The sequence below is a fragment of the Asticcacaulis sp. genome (genome assembly GCA_024707255.1).
In the GTDB taxonomy this organism is placed as follows: domain Bacteria; phylum Pseudomonadota; class Alphaproteobacteria; order Caulobacterales; family Caulobacteraceae; genus Asticcacaulis.
Map to the genome: position 1 here is coordinate 754,186 of JANQAC010000002.1, position 17,300 is coordinate 771,485.

At 59.6% G+C, this 17,300-nt stretch carries 12 protein-coding genes; 5 read left to right on the top strand and 7 right to left on the bottom strand.

Annotation, left to right across the window (positions count from 1 at the left end):
* Nucleotides 1-59: 59 nt before the first annotated feature.
* The 3 genes from NVV72_14825 to NVV72_14835 form a co-directional block, all read right to left on the bottom strand.
* On the bottom strand, nt 60-2,444 hold the full coding sequence (locus NVV72_14825; protein MCR6660546.1) for an ABC transporter permease: 2,385 nt from the start codon (nt 2,442-2,444) through the stop codon (nt 60-62).
* Nucleotides 2,441-3,103 (bottom strand): ABC transporter ATP-binding protein, encoded by a 663-nt coding sequence (locus NVV72_14830; protein MCR6660547.1) that lies wholly within the window; start codon nt 3,101-3,103, stop codon nt 2,441-2,443. The genes NVV72_14825 and NVV72_14830 overlap by 4 nt, the downstream gene beginning before the upstream one ends.
* A 121-nt stretch (nt 3,104-3,224) precedes the next feature.
* The gene (locus NVV72_14835; GenBank protein ID MCR6660548.1) at nt 3,225-3,680 is read right to left on the bottom strand and encodes a hypothetical protein; all 456 of its coding nucleotides are present in this window, start codon (nt 3,678-3,680) and stop codon (nt 3,225-3,227) included.
* 148 nt (nt 3,681-3,828) lie between these two features.
* Here NVV72_14835 and NVV72_14840 point away from each other — a divergent pair, with 148 nt between their 5' ends.
* Together NVV72_14840 and NVV72_14845 are read left to right on the top strand one after the other, a co-directional pair.
* Nucleotides 3,829-5,070 (top strand): response regulator, encoded by a 1,242-nt coding sequence (locus NVV72_14840; protein MCR6660549.1) that lies wholly within the window; start codon nt 3,829-3,831, stop codon nt 5,068-5,070.
* Nucleotides 5,071-5,074: 4 nt separating this feature from the next.
* Complete coding sequence (locus tag NVV72_14845; GenBank protein ID MCR6660550.1) at nt 5,075-6,274, top strand: HAMP domain-containing histidine kinase; 1,200 nt, start codon at nt 5,075-5,077, stop codon at nt 6,272-6,274.
* Nucleotides 6,275-6,523: 249 nt separating this feature from the next.
* Here NVV72_14845 and NVV72_14850 read toward each other — a convergent pair whose 3' ends face one another.
* Nucleotides 6,524-7,075, bottom strand: coding sequence for a helix-turn-helix domain-containing protein (locus NVV72_14850; GenBank protein MCR6660551.1), 552 nt, complete (start codon nt 7,073-7,075; stop codon nt 6,524-6,526).
* Between the two features lie 1,369 nt (nt 7,076-8,444).
* Here NVV72_14850 and NVV72_14855 point away from each other — a divergent pair.
* From NVV72_14855 to NVV72_14865, 3 genes are read left to right on the top strand one after another with little or no spacing between them, the layout of a single operon-like run.
* A complete protein-coding gene (locus NVV72_14855) occupies nt 8,445-9,743 on the top strand; it encodes a glycoside hydrolase (protein MCR6660552.1) in 1,299 nt (432 codons plus the stop codon).
* Between the two features lie 40 nt (nt 9,744-9,783).
* Nucleotides 9,784-11,991 (top strand): glycoside hydrolase family 2 protein, encoded by a 2,208-nt coding sequence (locus tag NVV72_14860; protein ID MCR6660553.1) that lies wholly within the window; start codon nt 9,784-9,786, stop codon nt 11,989-11,991.
* Complete coding sequence (locus NVV72_14865; GenBank protein MCR6660554.1) at nt 11,961-12,218, top strand: hypothetical protein; 258 nt, start codon at nt 11,961-11,963, stop codon at nt 12,216-12,218. Before NVV72_14860 ends, NVV72_14865 begins: the two co-directional genes overlap by 31 nt.
* Before the next feature lie 45 nt (nt 12,219-12,263).
* Here the strand turns inward: NVV72_14865 and NVV72_14870 are convergent, their stop codons facing one another.
* From NVV72_14870 to NVV72_14880, 3 genes are all read right to left on the bottom strand, one after another.
* On the bottom strand, nt 12,264-13,856 hold the full coding sequence (locus NVV72_14870) for a beta-xylosidase (GenBank protein ID MCR6660555.1): 1,593 nt from the start codon (nt 13,854-13,856) through the stop codon (nt 12,264-12,266).
* Nucleotides 13,857-14,370: 514 nt separating this feature from the next.
* The gene (locus NVV72_14875; protein ID MCR6660556.1) at nt 14,371-15,696 is read right to left on the bottom strand and encodes an alpha-L-fucosidase; all 1,326 of its coding nucleotides are present in this window, start codon (nt 15,694-15,696) and stop codon (nt 14,371-14,373) included.
* Between the two features lie 15 nt (nt 15,697-15,711).
* Nucleotides 15,712-17,298 carry an alpha-L-fucosidase gene (locus tag NVV72_14880; GenBank protein MCR6660557.1) on the bottom strand — a complete coding sequence of 529 codons (1,587 nt, stop codon included), beginning with the start codon at nt 17,296-17,298 and terminating at the stop codon, nt 15,712-15,714.
* Nucleotides 17,299-17,300: the final 2 nt, after the last annotated feature.

Below are 17,300 nucleotides of genomic sequence, written 5' to 3' on the forward strand. Positions count from 1 at the left end.
TTAAATATATTTGGCTTATTTGTATTATATATAAAGTTATAATTCAAATATAAATGCGATCATTCCAGATTTCTCAATGGGCTGCTTGACCGGGCGGGTTGCGCCAGCGCCGTATGGATCGCCAGGGTGCCGAAGGCGATGAGAAATGTGGAGGCGCTCGCCAGAAAGAAGGCCAGCCAACTGGGGTTCACATGCAGCGCGAAGGTATGCAGCCAGGTAACGGCGATACCCCATGCGAATGGCCCCGCGATCAGATTGGCGATCAGAAGCGGCCGCAGATAGGGTTTCAGCCGGAGCGCGATCAAATCGGCCTTGCTGGCGCCGAGCGCATTACGTATGGCAATTTCCTTGCGATCCGTCCTGTAAATGTGGATGGACAGACCGATCAGGCCGAATATGCAAACGGTCACGCCGATAACCGACAACAGTCCGAAGACATACCATTGCTGGTACATGTCAGCGTATTCGGCACGGACATATTCCGAATAGAACTGCCTTTCCAGCGGGCCGGCTCTTGGATAGGCCTGTTTCCAGATACGGTCGATCTGATCCAGAGTCTCTGCCTCGGTGCCTGGCACCAGTTTCACGCTCAGGCGACTAAAGAAGGCCGACTGATTATCGAAAATCATCGGCGGTGCGGGTTCGCGGACATCCGCCAGACGTATATTGTCGACTACGCCAATGACATGTGAGACAATATCACCATTGTTACGCGCCAGGTTTATGTCGTGGCCAATGGCGTCCTGTGGCGCCTTGAAGCCAAGCGCCTGCAGGGCGGCCCGGTTGATCACCACGTCCCGCGCCGGTGTCAGTTCCGCGTAGGTGGTTGAAAAGGTCCGGCCGGCAAGACGCCGCACGTCGTAAAACTCAAAGAAATGCGGATCGACGGATTGCCGCTGCGCCCGGATAATCTGTCCATCCGCTCTGCGAAACCAGTCCGGCCAGATGTTGCTTTGTTCGGGAAGGCTTCGTGAGTAGGTGGCTCTTTCAACGCCCTTCAATGTCAGCAGGGGCTGCCTGAGGCTTAAGTCCGCCGGTACATCGGAAGACGTATTGATCAGCAGGATGCGGCTGGCATCATGGTTCAGCGCATCGCTCGTCGCAAACCGCCATTGCTGATAGACGGTATAGGAGGTCATCAGCAGCAAAATCAGCAAAGAAAAGCGGGCCACCGTCCACAATGTGCGCGACAATGAGGGACCGCTCGATGACGCGGGGCGATTTCGGCTGAGGCGGGGGTGGGCGGATGCCAGGGCCAGGGCGGGATACAAGGCGGCCAACATGGCGATTATGAAACCGACCGACAAGCTTCCCCATAAAAACCAGGCTTCGGACCAGGGGGACCGGCCTATGCGCATAATCGGGTCAAGTACGGGCAGGAAACGCTCAACGGCGGCGGCGGCCAGTACCAGTGCCAGCGCGACCAGGATGGCGGCTTCGATCAGAACCTGAAGGCATATCTCGTGCGTCTTCGCCCCCAGGGTTTTGCGGATCGCCATCTCATGACGCCGTTCATCGATCTGTATGGCCATCAGTTCACTGAAATTGACCACGGCCAGCACAACAATGAGAACGGCCACGGCGATCATGGCGATAATTGTATCGGGGTGTCCGCGCGGTGCGATCGGGGCATCGGCCCTCGGCAGGAAGTGAACCCTGGGCAGGGCGACGATTTCAAACGTCATGGGACGCTCGCGTGACGAAATGCCGTGGCGGGTCGCCAGCGCGCTGAGCGCCGGCACAGAAGCTGTTGCGCCGGGTTTCAGGCGCACGAAGGTCAGGCAGGAGGTCCAGTTCCATTCCGGATGCGTGTCCAGGATGGAAAGCATACTGTAACCCGCTTCGCTGGAAATGAAGACCTGGCGGTTGAAGCTGGTATTATCGGGAAAATCGGCAAGCACGGCCGTGACGGTAACGGGCAGCCAGTCGCTCAACATGACGGTTTGTCCGACGACGTCCTCGCGTCCGAAAAAAGTCCGCGCCATTTTCTGCGTCAATACCATGCTGTCGGGCTTCTGCAGGGCCTGGCTTAAATCCCCGGAAACGGCTTTGAAGGGCACCAGGTCGAAGAAGTTGGAGTCCGCCCAGTAGAACGGCTGCTGCGTCGTGATGCGCGGCGTCCGCATCGGCCACTCGGCCGTGACCAGACGCGATGCGGCGTCTATCGAGGAGTTGTCCCTGGCCAGCCATTTGGCCATGCCGGCAGGCGATTGGTCGCTGCTGACCTGTTCGGGGCCATCGGGTGCATAGAGGGTTCTGAGGAGATAGACGTTGTCCGCATCGGCTATGAAACGATCAAAGCCGAGTTCGCTTCTGACTTCCAGCGCAACGATGAAGGCTGCGGCAAAGCCAATCGCCAGCCCCAGGACTTTCAGCAGGCTCATGCCCCAGTACCGGCTCAGTATCCGGCCGGGCTGCCCGAAACCTTGCGCCAGGCGCATCATGACAGGCGCCGGCGGGTGAACTGAATCTTGCCATCCAGCATTTCAACAATGCGTTCGGCCTGATCGGCCTGCGCCGGCGCGTGCGTCACGATAACAAGGGTACATCCTTCGGCATTGACGGCTTTCAGGATGCTGAAAATCTGCGCGGCATTTTCGGAATCCAGATTTCCTGTCGGTTCGTCGGCAAGAATGATCGACGGCTTGCCCACTATGGCACGGGCAATGGCGCAGCGCTGTTGCTGCCCGCCGGAAAGCTGGTTTGGCAAGTGATTGGCCCTGTGGGCGATGCCGACAAGGTCCATGACCTCCTGGACCCGTTCATCGATATGGAAGTCCGGTTTGTGTCGGTAGAGCAGGGCCAGCTTGATATTCTCGTAAACGCTGAGACTATCGATCAGGTTGAAGCTCTGAAAAATGAAGCCGATGTCAAAGGCGCGCAACCGGGCCAGTGCGCCCGGCGCGGCATCGGCGACGTTCTGGCCGTGGAACAATACGCTGCCCGTCTCCGGGCGATCCAGAGTGCCCATGATGTTAAGCAGGGTGGATTTGCCGCAACCGGAGGGACCGCAAATGGAAACGAACTCACCGCGTTCGACATCGAGCGTGATGTCACGCAGAGCGTCGACGCGACGGCCGGCGGCTCGATAGGAGAAATTCACGCCCCTCAAACTTATGAGGGGCGCGGTCGTATCCGATACTGTGTTTTGCGCTGGCAATTGGAAACCCTGGGAGCCGCAAGGCGCGTCTGGTCAACGAGCTTAATACAGGTTTTGCGGTAAGTTAAGCCACCAGGGACTGTGCAATAAAGGATTGGCTCAGGCGGTTTGCGGCCGCCGCGACCTGCGCCCGGCACTCTTCCAGGGATGGCCCGTTGCGACGCTTCACGCAGGACGACACAAGAAGGGCGACCTGCTTCGTGCCCTGGAAGATGGGGGCATAGACATCCGTAATGTCAGGCAGGTTGGGGTTCGGTTGTTGGTCGGCCTTATATGGCTGATCAGAGACAGTGTTTCCGGTGTCCTGAACCTCGTAAACCATCCCTATGGGCATGTTGACATAGAAAGCGGCCGACGGAACGCTCTGATGCCTGACATGGAAGCTGCCTTCCTGGCGCACGACAAGCTGGCAGGACTGTTGCAGGGTCTCCGCGAGCTGATCCAGAACCGGCCTTGCGCAGTCCGTCATGTCCTCGCATGGCGCATTCAAGACAAAAGCACTTCTTTGGGTCATCATCATGTGGCTTCCTCCGCGTTGTCCGTATCTTTGTTCTTTTTGACAGTTTAGCGGATTTCCAAAAATAAGCTAAGGCGTCAATTTTATTTGACTTTTTCCTAATTCGAGTGAATTTTGACGCATCAAGTGTCCGAATTGTCCGGAATCGTACATGCCGCAAACGCATAAAACCCTGCTGTTTATCGATGACGACGCCGATGTCCTCAAGACGGCGGAGTTGTTGCTTAACAGGGCAGGCTATACCCTTCTCAAGGCTGGTTCGCCGGGACAGGCCTATGCGTTGTTGTCTGCACAGGCTGTCGATCTGATCCTGCTCGACCTCAATTTTTCCCAGGCTCAGACTTCAGGTGAGGAGGGCCTCGCCAGCTTGCAGGAGTTGCGTCGCTATGCGCCGGGCGTACCCGTGCTGGTCGTGACCGGTCACAGCGGACTGACTGTTGCTGTTCGCGCCCTGAGGGCCGGCGCCACCAACTTCATCATGAAGCCGTGGAGCAACGACAAATTCATCGCCGCAATCGAAGAGGGGCTTGGGCAGGGGCTGCGAAACCCGAGTGCAGACATCGGTCCGATTTCAGAGCCGCCATCGGTTTCCGACGCGGAATTCATTATCGGGGACACCGAGGCCATGACGCGTATCAAGGCGCTGGTGGACCGCTACGCGCCGCTGACGGTCCCGGTCTTATTGTCGGGGGCGCCAGGAACAGGAAAATCGCATATCGCCCGCGCCCTGCATAACCGCTCCGGGCGGGCGCATCTCAAAGTGGTTGACGCGTCATCGATCTCGACGATTGCGCCCGAAGAGCTGCGGGACGCCACTCTGATTATTGAAGCGATTGAAAGGCTCGATAGCGGTTTTCATCAGGCCTTGCTGGACTGGCTGCCTGGGTTTGAGCGCCGTAATGTGCGTGTGGTCGCAACCTCAGTGAGAGGGCGCGGCGACATGGATCTGCCGCGTGGTCTCGTTTATGCACTCAGTACCCTTGAAATCAATCTGCCCACCCTGGCGGAACGTACTGGCGATATCGGTGTTTTGGCCGAGCATTTCGCCAACCTGTGCGCCTACAGGCAAAATCTCTCACATCGCACCCTGACCCCGGAAGCTATCGCGCATCTCAAGGCGGCTGTGTGGAGCGACAATCTGCACGCGCTGCGTCAGGTCATGGAGCGTGCGATCATCGAAACGGACGGGCCGGTGCTGGGGCCGAACGACCTGCACATACCGTCCATTCAGGATATCGACCTCCGAACCACCGTCTCAAGTCTGGAAACCACGGAAAAATTCGTTATCGAGTCGGCCCTCAAGCGCCACAATTTCAATGTCACCAAGGCTGCCGCCGAACTGGGCGTGACACGGCAGACCCTCTACCGCCGAATGAGCCGCCATGGTCTTTAGGGGCGTGATCATCAAATTTATGGGTGTCGTGGGCGTGGCGATGACCGCGATCCTGGCGTTCACGTCGGCGCGCGATCAGATGTGGGCCAATATGGCCTTGTGTCTTCTGGGGCTGGCTGTAAGCGCGGTGGTGCTCTTCGCCGTCAGAGAGACCTGGAGGCCCCAGAAGGATGATTCCGCCGAGCCTCGCAGCCATCCCGAAGCGACGCCGCCAACCCTTTCAGCCCTGCTGGATCAGGTGCCGGTGCCATTGTTAAGGTCTGTCGAAGGCGAGGGCTATTATGCTCTGAACCTGGCGGCGCGTCGGCTTTTTCGGGTGGATGATTTTATAAGCGATCCTCCGCCGGCGCTGGTGACGGCGGTGATGCGTGCGGAAAGAGGGGCACGGTCCTCGATCCGGCTTTTTGACAGCATCTATGCCCTTGGGGTCAGCGAACTGTCTTTTGAGAAACGCAAGGAGCGATTTATCAGCCTGACGGATATTCAGGCCGAGATGCGCATAGCGGAGGCCACGGCCCTGGGGGATACCTTGAGGGTCATCAGTCACGAAATCATGAATTCGCTGACGCCGGTCGCCTCTCTCGCCGAGACGGCACAACACTACCTTGAGGGCGAGGCGCCCGAAGACGTACAGTCCGCCAGGGAAGCGCTGGCCTTGCTTGAGCGGCGCGCCAGGGGCCTTAAGCGGTTCGTTGAGGGATACCGTTCGCTGGCGCGTTTGCCGCAGCCTGAGTTGCGTCGTGTCGATGTTTCAGGGTTTGTCGCGGATGTCGTGCGTGTATTTGAGCAGAGCGCCGTGGCTAAGGGCGTAATGGTTACCCTTGAGATAGACGAGGGGGCGCCGTCCCTGGAAATGGACGAGGCCCTGATGGCGCAGGCGATGATCAACGTCCTGACCAATGCGGCCGAGGCCACGCGCGATAATAGCGGGCCGCGGCGTGTGAACATTGCTCTGCGGCGTGTGGATAATGATATGGGTATTGTGATCGCGGATAACGGCACCGGGATAGAGCCGGCGATGCGGGACCGCATTTTCCATGGCTTCATAACGACCAAGCCGGAAGGCGCCGGCATAGGTCTGTCCCTCGCCCGCCAGATCGCGCTGGCGCACGGCGGTGACCTGCGGTTGACGGAACACTCAGAGCCCTGGTCTTCGGAATTTTTGTTCAGGCTTCCAGGCAGTAAGAGCCTGATGGATAGCTAGAAGGTTTCCCGTGGTGCCGCCCCCAATGCGTTTGACAGGGAGGTGCAGGTGTCAACCAGGGCGTTCGCGCAGTCTTCGACACTGATGCTCAGCTTGCTGCGAATGTACGGTATGGTGATGGCGGCAACCAGGCCGCGATCGTTGAAGACCGGACAGGCGATGTCGGTAATGCTCTCCGAATAGGCGCTTTGGGCGATGAGGAAACCATTTTCCCTGGCGCGTATGGCCTGCTGTTCAAAACGTGCCCATTCACTTTCGGAGACTGTGGGCTGCAGCGCTTTCCGCCACGCCGTCTTGCTCGTCGGAGGTCTGGAAGGCGTACAGTACGGTGCCTGCGGTCGCTTCGACAATCTCCTGACGATAACCGACGCGCACATGAAAACTGGGGGCGGCCGGTGCGTCCATCTGCCCGATGACAACAACCTGGTCATCGGAAGCGACCACGATGTGCGTCGCCTGTAAAATCTCATCGCTGAGCGCCCGGATCGCAGGAATGGCGTAATCGAGCAGATTTTTGCTGACGCCACGGGACATGCCGAGTGAAAACAATTTGTTGGTCAGTTCGTAACCGCTCTGGTTTTCGGCCATGGCAACGTAACCGCGGTGTTCAAGCACCGCGATCATCCGGAATAATTCGCTCACCGACCGATTCAACTGCTCCGAAATTTGACGGGGCGGCATGGGTTTGGGAGAGGCGGCAAGAAGCTCGACGATATCCAGCCCCTTTTCCAGGGCCGGCGCGCGATATTTCAGTTCGCTCTCGTCTATGTCGTCCTGAACAGATAGATTTAGCTTCGCCATGATATGCCTCTGTGCCTGCGCATTGACCTTGAAAATGAACGCCTTGCGATGTTTTCACAGGTATGGATGAGTCTTACCAATGGCGATCATATATGAAAAGAAAAAATAACGTCAGCGGAAAAGAGTAATCCGAAAAAAATACCGGCATATTGAACTCATTTCGGTGCCTACACAGGCATAAGCTGGATTATGCGCGCAAATGTCAGGATCATTCGATTGCCTGTCAATTTATTCATGCGGGTTTGCATGTGAAAATATATTTTACATTTGAAGTTATTTGTATGTAATATAATTATATAGACGGGTTTCGAGCAGGGCAAAACCACCTCGTTCGACGCAGAGTGTGTCGAAGAGGCGGCTGGCATAGTCGAAAATTTTTCCGGTTTCATAAAAATACGGGCAGCGAGGCAGGCGATGAAACGCATAGGTTTAAGTGCCCTTTGGGGGGCGGCTCTGTTGGCTTTGATGGCAAGCGGCACCCTGGCGCAAACCTCCACAGTTAAAAGCGTGCCCTATATCTGGGCCACGGCTCCTATGGGCGGCGGCGGATTTGTCGATGGCTTCGTCTACCACCCCAAGGAGAAGGGCCTGCTTTACGCCCGCACCGATGTGGGCGGCGCCTATCGCTGGGACGGCGACGATCAGATGTGGATTCCGCTGCTGGACGGGATGAACAGCGCCGACGATCTGGGGGTTTTCAGTCTGGCGCTCGATCCTGAAGATGCGAACAGGGTCTATGTTGCCACCGGCCTTTATACCAGCCAGTGGGCGGGCAATGGCGCGGTTTGGCGTTCGGACGACCGCGGCCAGACCTGGCAAAAAGCCGACCTGCCGGTCAAGCTGGGTGGTAATGAGGACGGACGCAACACCGGCGAGCGCCTGCAGGTCGATCCCCACAAAAGCGACATTCTGTTCCTCGGCACGACGACGAGCGGCCTGCTGAAAAGCGATGACGGCGGCAAGAGTTGGAGCAATGTGTCTTCGTTTCCGGAAAAGTATGTCAGCTTCGTGCTGTTCGATCCGGCGTCGGGCGCAGACGGCGCTGCGACGCCGACCCTCCATGCCGGCGTGAATGCGAAATCCGCCAGCCTCTATGTCAGCCACGACGGCGGGGCTTCATGGCAGGCCGTCAAGGGCGCGCCGACCGGCTTTATGGCACATCACGCCGCCTTCGACGGCGACGGCAAGCGTCTTTATGTCACCTTCGCCGACAGGCCCGGCCCAAATGATTGCAAGGACGGCGCCGTCTGGCGCCTCGACACGGCCAGGGGAAGCTGGACCGACATCACGCCGCAAAAGCCCGGCAACGGCGGGCCAGACTTCTGCTATGCCGGGATCAGCGCGGCGGCCAGCGCGCCGGGTTCCCCTGGTGACCACGACTCTGGACCGGTGGTGGGGCGGCGACACGGCCTATCGCAGCACGGACGGCGGCGCGCACTGGACCGATCTGGGCGCCGCCTCGCATCACAGCGCCGATGGTTTTCCGTGGATGGAGGTCAGTCGCGGCGGCAAGGAAGCCATGGGACACTGGATGTCCGATATCGACATCAATCCGTTCGATGCAAATGAGGCGGTTTACGGAACCGGCGACGGATTGTGGATGACGCAGAATCTCACCGACGCCGATGCCGGCAAGGCTGTCGCGTGGCGCTTCGCGGTCGATAATCTGGAGGAAACGGCGCCGCTGGATCTGATCAGCCCGACCGCTGGCGCGCATTTGATCGCGGCGGTCGGCGATGTCGGCGGTTTCCGTTATCTCGACTTTAGCGCTTCGCCGCCCGCCGAAGGCGGCTATTTCCAGCCCGCCGCCGGGACGAACCGCTCGATCGATTTCGCTGAACTGAATCCGGGTCTGGTGGCGCGCATCGCGGACGGCGATGCGGCCAAGACCCACGGGCTGATCTCGCTCGACAACGGCAAGAACTGGTCGGACATGCCGTCATCTCCGCCCATCGTCACCCACGATGCGGACGGCTGGTACACGCCGGGCCGCATCGCCGTCTCGGCGAAAGGCGGCCAGATGGTGTGGGTGACCGGTAAGGGCGACGCCTATTATTCGCTGGATCGCGGCAAGTCGTGGACGGCGTCCAAAGGCTTTCCGCAGGTCAAGGGACGAAGCTTCCCGGTCTTTTCGGATCGCTCCACAGAAGGCGTCTTCTACGCCTATGACGCCAGCGCGGGCAATATGCTCGCCAGCGGGGATGGCGGGGCCAGCTTTACGGTTTTCGCCAGCGGCCTGCCGGTGCTCGATCCGTGGCGTCCGGTCCCCAAACCGCGCGCTGCGCCCGGACGGCTGCGCGACATCTGGCTGCCGACGCCGCAGGGTCTGTTCCATTCGCCCGATCCCAAATCGCCGTTCAAGCAGTTGCCCGATATTTCCGAGGCTTCGGCGGTCGGCTTCGGCAAGAGCGCGCCCGACCAGACCTATCCCGCCGTTTATATGTGGGGGCGCTATAAGGGCGTCTGGGGAATCTTCCGTTCCGATGACGCCGGCGCGTCATGGGTCAGGATCAATGACGACGCCCACCAGTATGGCGGCGGCATGGGCGGCCAGGTTATTGGTGATCCCCGTCAGTACGGACTGGTCTATATCACCACATCCGGCCGTGGCGTCGCCATGGGGCAGCCGGCTTCAGACCTGAGCCCTGCGCCGCCGGCGCAAAAGTAATCCCTGAAAATCTCCGAAAGGAAAGATGTTGCTTAAATTCATGACCTCCGCCAGCGTTCTGCTCCTGGCTGCACTGATCGCCGCGCAGCCCGTGGCGGCGAATGCCGAACATCTGAATCTGTCGCAGGGTTGGCGGGTGCATAAGGGTGACGCCAAGGGGGCTGATAAAGGCGGCTATGACGATCAGGACTGGACGCCTGTGATTGCGCCGCATGACGCCTCGATCATGGATGGCCCGGACGGCACGCCCTTCGATGCCGGGGCGACAGCCGGGCAGGATTCCGGTTATCTGCCGGGTGGCGTGGTCTGGTATCGCAAACATCTGAACCTGGATGCCGCACAGGCAGGGCAGGTAGCACGGCTGAACTTTGAAGCCGTTTACATGGATGCCGAAATCTGGGTCAACGGGCAGGCCGTGGCTACGCATCGTTACGGCTACACCGCCTTTTCGGTCGATCTGACCGGCAAGCTGCGCGCGGGCGACAATCTGATCGCGGTGCGCGTGAATCATGAAGACCCGTCGTCGCGCTGGTACGCCGGCACTGGACTGATCCGGCCAGTGTCTCTGGACCTGCTGAACTGCGTCCATATTGAACCGGACAGCGTGGCGATTACCACGCCGGTGGCGACGCCGCAGACAGGTGAGGTGGCGGTTGCGACGACCATTGCAAACTGTGCCTCAAAGCCGCAATCCGCGGAGTTGGTCAGCGAAGTGGTCGCGGCGAACGGAGAAGTCGTGGCGCGTTCTGCCATGCCGCTCTCTGCCTCGATAAAGGCCGGCGTTCCGTTAACGCAAAAACTGACCGTACCGTCACCCGCCCTGTGGTCAACGGATGCGCCCAACCTCTACACCCTGGTACAGCGGGTTCGCATCGACGGCGCCGTCGTCGACGAACGCCGCACCCGCTTCGGCATCCGCACGATCAGCGTCGATGCGGTCAACGGCCTGCGCATCAACGGCCAGCCAGTCCTTTTGCGTGGCGGCAATATCCACCATGACAACTATATGCTCGGCGCAGCGGGTTTCCCCGACGCCGATGCGCGCAAGGTCGCGCTGATGAAGGCGGCCGGGTACAACGCCATCCGCAACGCCCACAATCCTGCCAGCCAGGCCACACTGGACGCTGCCGACGAACTGGGAATGCTCGTTATCGATGAGGCTTTCGACGCCTGGAACAAGGACAAGCGTCCGAAGGATTATGCCCGCTTTTTCGCCGACAACTGGCAGCAGGACATCACCAGCCTTGTGATCAGCGGGCGCAATCACCCCAGCGTGCTGTTCTGGAGCATCGGCAATGAAATTCCGGAAAGCGGCATACCATTGGGTGTCGAAACCGGTCATAAGCTGGCCGCGCTGGTTCGTAAGCTGGATCCGTCGCGCCCGGTAACGCAAGCCGTCAACGCTGAGCCACCACTGGACGACGCGCAGTTCGCCACGGGCGATGTGGCGGGCTACAATTATCACGTCAATCTGTTCGCCGGCGACCACGAGAAATTCCCGAACCGCGTCATGTTCACCTCGGAATCGACCTCGAAGGACGCTTTCCAGTACTGGCGGCCGGTGGAGACCATGCCGTGGGTGATCGGCGACTTTGTCTGGACGGCGGTTGATTATATTGGTGAAACCGGCATTGGCTGGATGGGCTACAGCCAGGACTGGCAGAAGCTGGGGCCCTATCCGTGGCACCTGGCCTATTGCGGCGAGATCGACGCCATCGGCCGCAAGCGCCCGGCGGCCTATTACCGTGAGGTGCTGTGGAAGACGGGCATCGACCCGATCTCGGCCTTTGTGCGCCAGCCGGAAGGCACAGAAGACCTGCCCGACCGCCACCTGTTTCCGATTACGCCGCCGCATCTCGACTGGTCCTTGGATGACGTGCATCCAAGCTGGACCTGGCCCGGTCAAGAGGGCAAGGCGCTGGAGGTCGATGTCTATTCCGAATTGCCGCAGGTCGAGCTGTTCCTGAACGGCAAGAGTCTGGGCCGCAAGGCTGTCGGCGTGGATACAGAATATAAGGCGATCTATGCGGTTCCTTACGCGCCGGGCAGGCTGGTCGCGGTCGGCTATCGCGACGGCCAAGAAGCGGGACGCTGGGAACTGCGCACCGCCGGCGATCCCGCCGTGGCGCAGCTCAGCAGCGACAAGGCGCAGATCAGGGCCAATGGCGAAGACCGGCCTATGCCAATCTCAAGCTGGTCGATGAGAACGGCACGCCCATCTATGCCCGCAGCGGCGATCGCAAGGTGACGGTGCATGTATCGGGCGCCGCTACACTGGCCGGGATCGGCAACGGCAATCCGATGGACGCCTCAAGCTTCCAGTCGGGCGTGCGCACCACCTTCCGCGGCCAGCTCGCCTTCGTGCTGCGCGGTTTGCGTGAGGCTGGCGAGATTCATGTCGAGGTCGAGGTTGAAGGTTTGCCGACGCAATATCTGACGCTGAATGCGGTTTCGGAAAACTCTGCGGCCCCATAAGGCGGACGTGTCCGGGCGCGGCCCAAAGCCGCGCCCGGCAGTGGGTCAGGCTTTCGGCGTCAGCCGCGCCAGCACGATGTCATTGCTGTTCATGACCAGTTTGACCTGCGCCTTGCCGTCGCTGCCCACCTTGAGCGTGCGCTTAGATTCCGGGCGGTCGAGCGTCAGCGCCTGCAAGTCACGTAGCTGATCCGGCGACAGAGCCGCCGGCGCGCCCATGGCGATATAGGCGCTGTAGGCGTCGTTCTTGCGATAACCCGTGCGCTGCACGCTCAGATCATACACACCGGGCTGCAAACCCTCGAAGGCGAGTTCGAGCGGCCGCGACGGCTTATTAGGCACGAGCTTGCTGAAGAAGGTGCCATTGCTGCGGCCCTGCTGGTCGGGCAACTGGAAGTCCCAGGCGACGACCGAAACGGCCGCGCCATCGCGCGCCGCCCAGACCTGTTTGTCGGCGCAGGGGATTTCATCGCCTTGCAGCGCGTGCAGATATTTGTAGGCGAACCATGACGACTTGCGCACGCCGTCCTTGGTCATCAGGCCGAAACCGCCTTCGAACGGCTTGGACGGCGGACCGGGCTCCTCGAACAGGTCGGAATAGACCCAGTAACTCATGCCCTGCGCTATGCCCTGAACGGCCTTCAGCTTGCTAAGAATATAGGGGGCGGCGATATAGGAATCATGGCTCAGGTCGCGCGGATTGTAGCTGGTGCTCCATTCCGAGAAATAGAGCGGCAGGCCCGGAAAGGCCGAAGCCTCGATCTGGGCGCGGACCTTTTTGACGTCGCCGATAATGGCGTCGGGGTTTTTGGACAGTTGCAGGTCCATCTTGCCCTCTTCGTCGAGATAGCCGTAATCGACGCCATAGGTGTGTGTGGTGATGAAATCGACAGGCGTATTGGTGGCCTTGGCGTAGGCGAGAAACTCAGGAACCCAGCCGGCGCCTGCGGTCGCCGGACCACCGACACGCAATTGCGGATCGATGGCCTTCAGGGTGCGGGCGGTCAAACCATAGAGGGCGAAATAGGCTTCCTGATCGCCATATTGCCAGAAACCCGCCAGGTTCGGTTCGTTCCAGACCTCGAAGAACCAGGACCGCACCTCGTCAAGCCCATGGCGTTCGATCATATGGCGCGCAAAGGCGTCGACGAGTTGCTTCCACAGGTCGAAACGCGGGTGCGAGGTATTGCCCTTCCAGTAGAAGATGGTCTGGTCGGAGGTCTTGAGCGCATCGGGCGTGAAGCCAAGCTCGACAAACGGCCTGATGCCGTCCTTCAGCATCGTATCGTACAGGTAATCGATGCGGGTCCAGTCATAGACCAGCTTGTCGTCCTGCATCTTCACCGTGCCGAGCGCATCGGTGAAGATGTCGTGAAAACGCAGATAGCGAAAGCCGAGTTCTGTGGTCGCTTCCTTCAGTTGCGCCAGATTGGCGTCGCGGATCGTCGTGCCGGGGTAATCCGCGCCGACCGACAGGTCGAAGAAGCGGTCGAGCGGCTGCGTCGCCTGGCTCAAATCCAGCACGGCGCGACGCGCTGCGGCCTTCGCGGCAAAGGCAGGCCCGCCCAGACCGGTCAGGGCGCTGGTCAGGGCGAGGCCGGAAAGCGCCGACCGGCGGTTCAGGGAAGGAGGTGTCATGAAAACGCTCGTCTTTGAAAGCCATAAAGCAGATGGCCGGATCAGAACGATTAAGCCGTCAGTCGTCAAGAGAAAACTGTATGTGAAGTAAAGATTTAAATTTGAAATTTACTCATCGGGGTGTCAACACAACCGCCAGAAAGGGGGGGCTCCAGGCTCAGACTGCTGTTCGCATCACCACGCCTGCTTTTGTAATGATGGAGTTTGCATCGGCGTCATCAGGCAGGGACTTTGCAGCATAAGCCCATTTTCCAGAGAGCATAGGCCCGATCAACGACCTCAAATTTCGACGTAAGAAATTCATTTGTGAAAATAAGATTTATATTTGACATTTCCGAGTCGTCTCTATATGCCTGACTTATCCATTCGCGGGTCTCCCGGCTCTCCACGCAATATATGAGTCAGAATTGGCGCGGCGCCTGCTTCTCCCTGGAAAGGCGCCGAATTTTATTACTGGCCTGCTCCCGCGGCGTGGCGCGGGAGACTTTTTTCTGGCCATATTGGATATCTATGATCAGGCAAGCCGCAATTCGATGACCGTGACGGCCGGGCCGCGCGACGCCGGCGGTACGGACAATGCAAGACCGTCGCTGGTGGCGGACCACTTCACCGTCTCACCCGACAGATTCCGGACATCGACGATCTTGCCCGCCAGAGGCGGCAATACCAGTTGATCCTGCGGCCAGCCGACAATATGAACGAAGATGCTCTTGCCGGCCATGGTGGCGCCATAGACGCCATCCACGGGCTGGAATGGTCCCGGTCGTGTACCGTAAACAGCGCGGCCGTGCCGCTTCAGCCACAGCCCCACGCCTTTCAGGGTCTCGGCCTGTTTGGGCGGGATAAGGCCGTCACGGTCCGGGCCGAGATTGGCAATCACATTGCCGTTGCGTACAATGGCATCGACGAGCAGCCGCACGAGTTGATCCGTGGTCATGACGCTGTCTTCGGGGGTATAGCCCCAGGCGCCAGTATTGATGGAAAAGGCTTTTTCCCAGGGGCGGGCCCGGATAGGGCCGGTGATCGGGCTGGGCCCTTCGGAAATGTCGAAATCGCCCTGCCAGCCGGAGCGCGGATTGATCACGATATCCGGCTGGTATTTTCGCACCATGCGGTTCAGCTTGTCCGGCTCCCAGAACCACGCGGCGTCGGCATCGGTGCCGGTGTGCGCCAGCCAGCCGCCATCCCACCACAGGATGTCGATATGGCCGTAGTTGCGCATCAGTTCCTCGACCTGGGCATAGGTCTGTTGTTTGAACAGGGCGGCGTTTTCGGGCATTTCCTTAGGGTGGAAATAGGCCGGGAAACGCCAGTCGAGCGGAGAATAATAGAGCCCGACGCGCAGGCCCTGATGACGCACCGCTTTCACATAGGGCGCGATCAGGTCGCGGTGGGCCGCCGCGTGCATGGAATCATAATGACCGTAACTTGCCGGACTGTCCCACAGCGCGAAACCGTCATGGTGTCGCGCCGTCATGACCATGTAGCGGGCGCCGCCGGTTTTTGCCAGGCGGGCCCAGCTATCCGGATCATAGTGGCGCGGGTTGAATTCCTGTGCGAGTTTCGCGTAATCTTCCGGCGCGACCTTCTCGTTGAACATGTACCATTCGCCGCGACCGGGAATGGCATAGAGCCCCCAATGAACAAAGACGCCGAACTTGGCATCGCGCCACCAGGCCATCTTGCGCTCCGGAAGCAATAGGTCGGGCGCAAGGGTCGGGTCGGCATTAGCCGTTTTTTGCGCGGACCGCTGCTCGTCGGTTACGGTCTGGGCCATAAGCGCGGATGCAGTGAAGGGCATGGCCAGCGCCCCGGTGATCAGGCTGCGGCGGTCAAACATGGGCATCTCCGGAAGTTATAGGCTCAGTTTCAGCACGCTGCCATGGCGTGTCGGCAGGTTTGCCGGCATGGCCACTACAAGAGCTTCGTCAGTTTGCTGGAAGGACACGGGCTTCGTCTGTCCGAGGAGTTGCACCTTGCGGACCGGCCGGTTGAGATGCCCTGACTTATGGCCGAGCGCGGCAATCTGGCATGTCGTGCCCGGATCGCCGAGCGTAATGGCATAAAGCGTTTCGCCCTTTGTCGTGAAACGGATATCCTGGCCGGTATAGGTGTTGTTTTCCATGAAGGCGCCATCCGTCGTCTGGGTCGGGCCTTCGCCGTAGATTTTCCACGGGCGTGAGCCATGGATCGCTTCGCTGTTGACCGACATCCAAGCTGCGAGTTCATCGAGCAGGCTTTGCGATTCAGGCGGCAGGCTGCCATCGGGATAAAGAACGATGTTGAGCAGCAGATTGCCGTTCTTGCTGACGATGTCGGCCAGCATATGGATGACGTCAGGCGCCGTCTTGTAGGTATAGTTGTCGCTGTAGAACCAGTCGCCGTTCGAGGTGTCCGTTTGCCAGGGCAGGGGATTGATGCCCTTGAGAACGCCACGTTCCACGTCCTGGACGCACATCTTACTGCTGTATTCGCCCGAACCGAAGGCCTTGCAGTTATATACCGCCTGTGTCCGCCCGGTCTTGTCTGTGGCGTTGTTATAGAAGTGCGACAGGAGGGATCGCCCGACAATGCCGAAGGGCAGACCGCCGTCCGAATAGAGCAGATCAGGCTGATAATTGTCGACCAGATCGCGTATGCGGTCGAACCATATCTGGTGATAGGCCGGGTCGCGCGTGTACCAGGTTTCGGTGCTGCGATAAGGCTCATCCTTATTGTCGTGATAAAGGTCGGCGAATCGCGGATCGGCGCCGTCATAATTGACACCCAGCTTCGGCCACATCTGATCGTAGAGATGGCTGGGATAGAACCAGTTGTGGCTGGCGCCCAGATGCTCGGAGACGCCGAAACGCAAACCGCGTTTTTTTGCCGCCGCCTTCCAGGCACCGACGATATCGCGTTTCGGACCCATGGCGGCGGCGTTCCAGCGGTGGGTCTTCGAGTTCCACAGGTCGAAATTGTCGTGGTGTACACCCATGCTGACGAAGTATTTGGCGCCGGCCGCCACGTATTTGTCCATCAGGGCTTCAGGATCGAATTTCTCCGCCTTCCAAAGGGGGATGATGTCCTTGTAGCCGACCTCAGATGGATGCCCGTAGGTCTTGAGATGGTGTTCGTAGTGCGGATGCCCTGGAATGTACATCTGGCGGGCGTACCAGTCGCCGGCGCGCGGCACGGCCTGAGGCCCCCAATGGGCCCAGATGCCGAACTTGGCGTCGCGGAACCACTCCGGCGCGTGATATTGCTCCAGTGAGGCCATGTCCGGCGCGAACGGCCCGGAAGCGATCGGCAACTTGTACTCAGCGGGCTTTTCGGCGGGTTTGCAGTCGCCATCAGCGCCGGATTTTGCGGTTTCCTGGCCAAATGCCAGGGGAGCGCTTGCCAGGCCGACTGTCGCCAGGAGGGGGGCGCCCAGAAAGCTGCGTTTGCTTATCTTATTCATAT

Bases quoted from the DNA above. Each gene is read 5' to 3' on its own strand.
- NVV72_14825 (MCR6660546.1), bottom strand. From the start codon at position 2,444: ATGATGCGCCTGGCGCAAGGTTTCGGGCAGCCCGGCCGGATACTGAGC.
- NVV72_14835 (MCR6660548.1), bottom strand. From the start codon at position 3,680: ATGATGATGACCCAAAGAAGTGCTTTTGTCTTGAATGCGCCATGCGAG.
- NVV72_14840 (MCR6660549.1), top strand. From the start codon at position 3,829: ATGCCGCAAACGCATAAAACCCTGCTGTTTATCGATGACGACGCCGAT.
- NVV72_14850 (MCR6660551.1), bottom strand. From the start codon at position 7,075: ATGGCGAAGCTAAATCTATCTGTTCAGGACGACATAGACGAGAGCGAA.
- NVV72_14860 (MCR6660553.1), top strand. From the start codon at position 9,784: ATGACCTCCGCCAGCGTTCTGCTCCTGGCTGCACTGATCGCCGCGCAG.
- NVV72_14870 (MCR6660555.1), bottom strand. From the start codon at position 13,856: ATGACACCTCCTTCCCTGAACCGCCGGTCGGCGCTTTCCGGCCTCGCC.
- NVV72_14875 (MCR6660556.1), bottom strand. From the start codon at position 15,696: ATGTTTGACCGCCGCAGCCTGATCACCGGGGCGCTGGCCATGCCCTTC.
- NVV72_14880 (MCR6660557.1), bottom strand. From the start codon at position 17,298: ATGAATAAGATAAGCAAACGCAGCTTTCTGGGCGCCCCCCTCCTGGCG.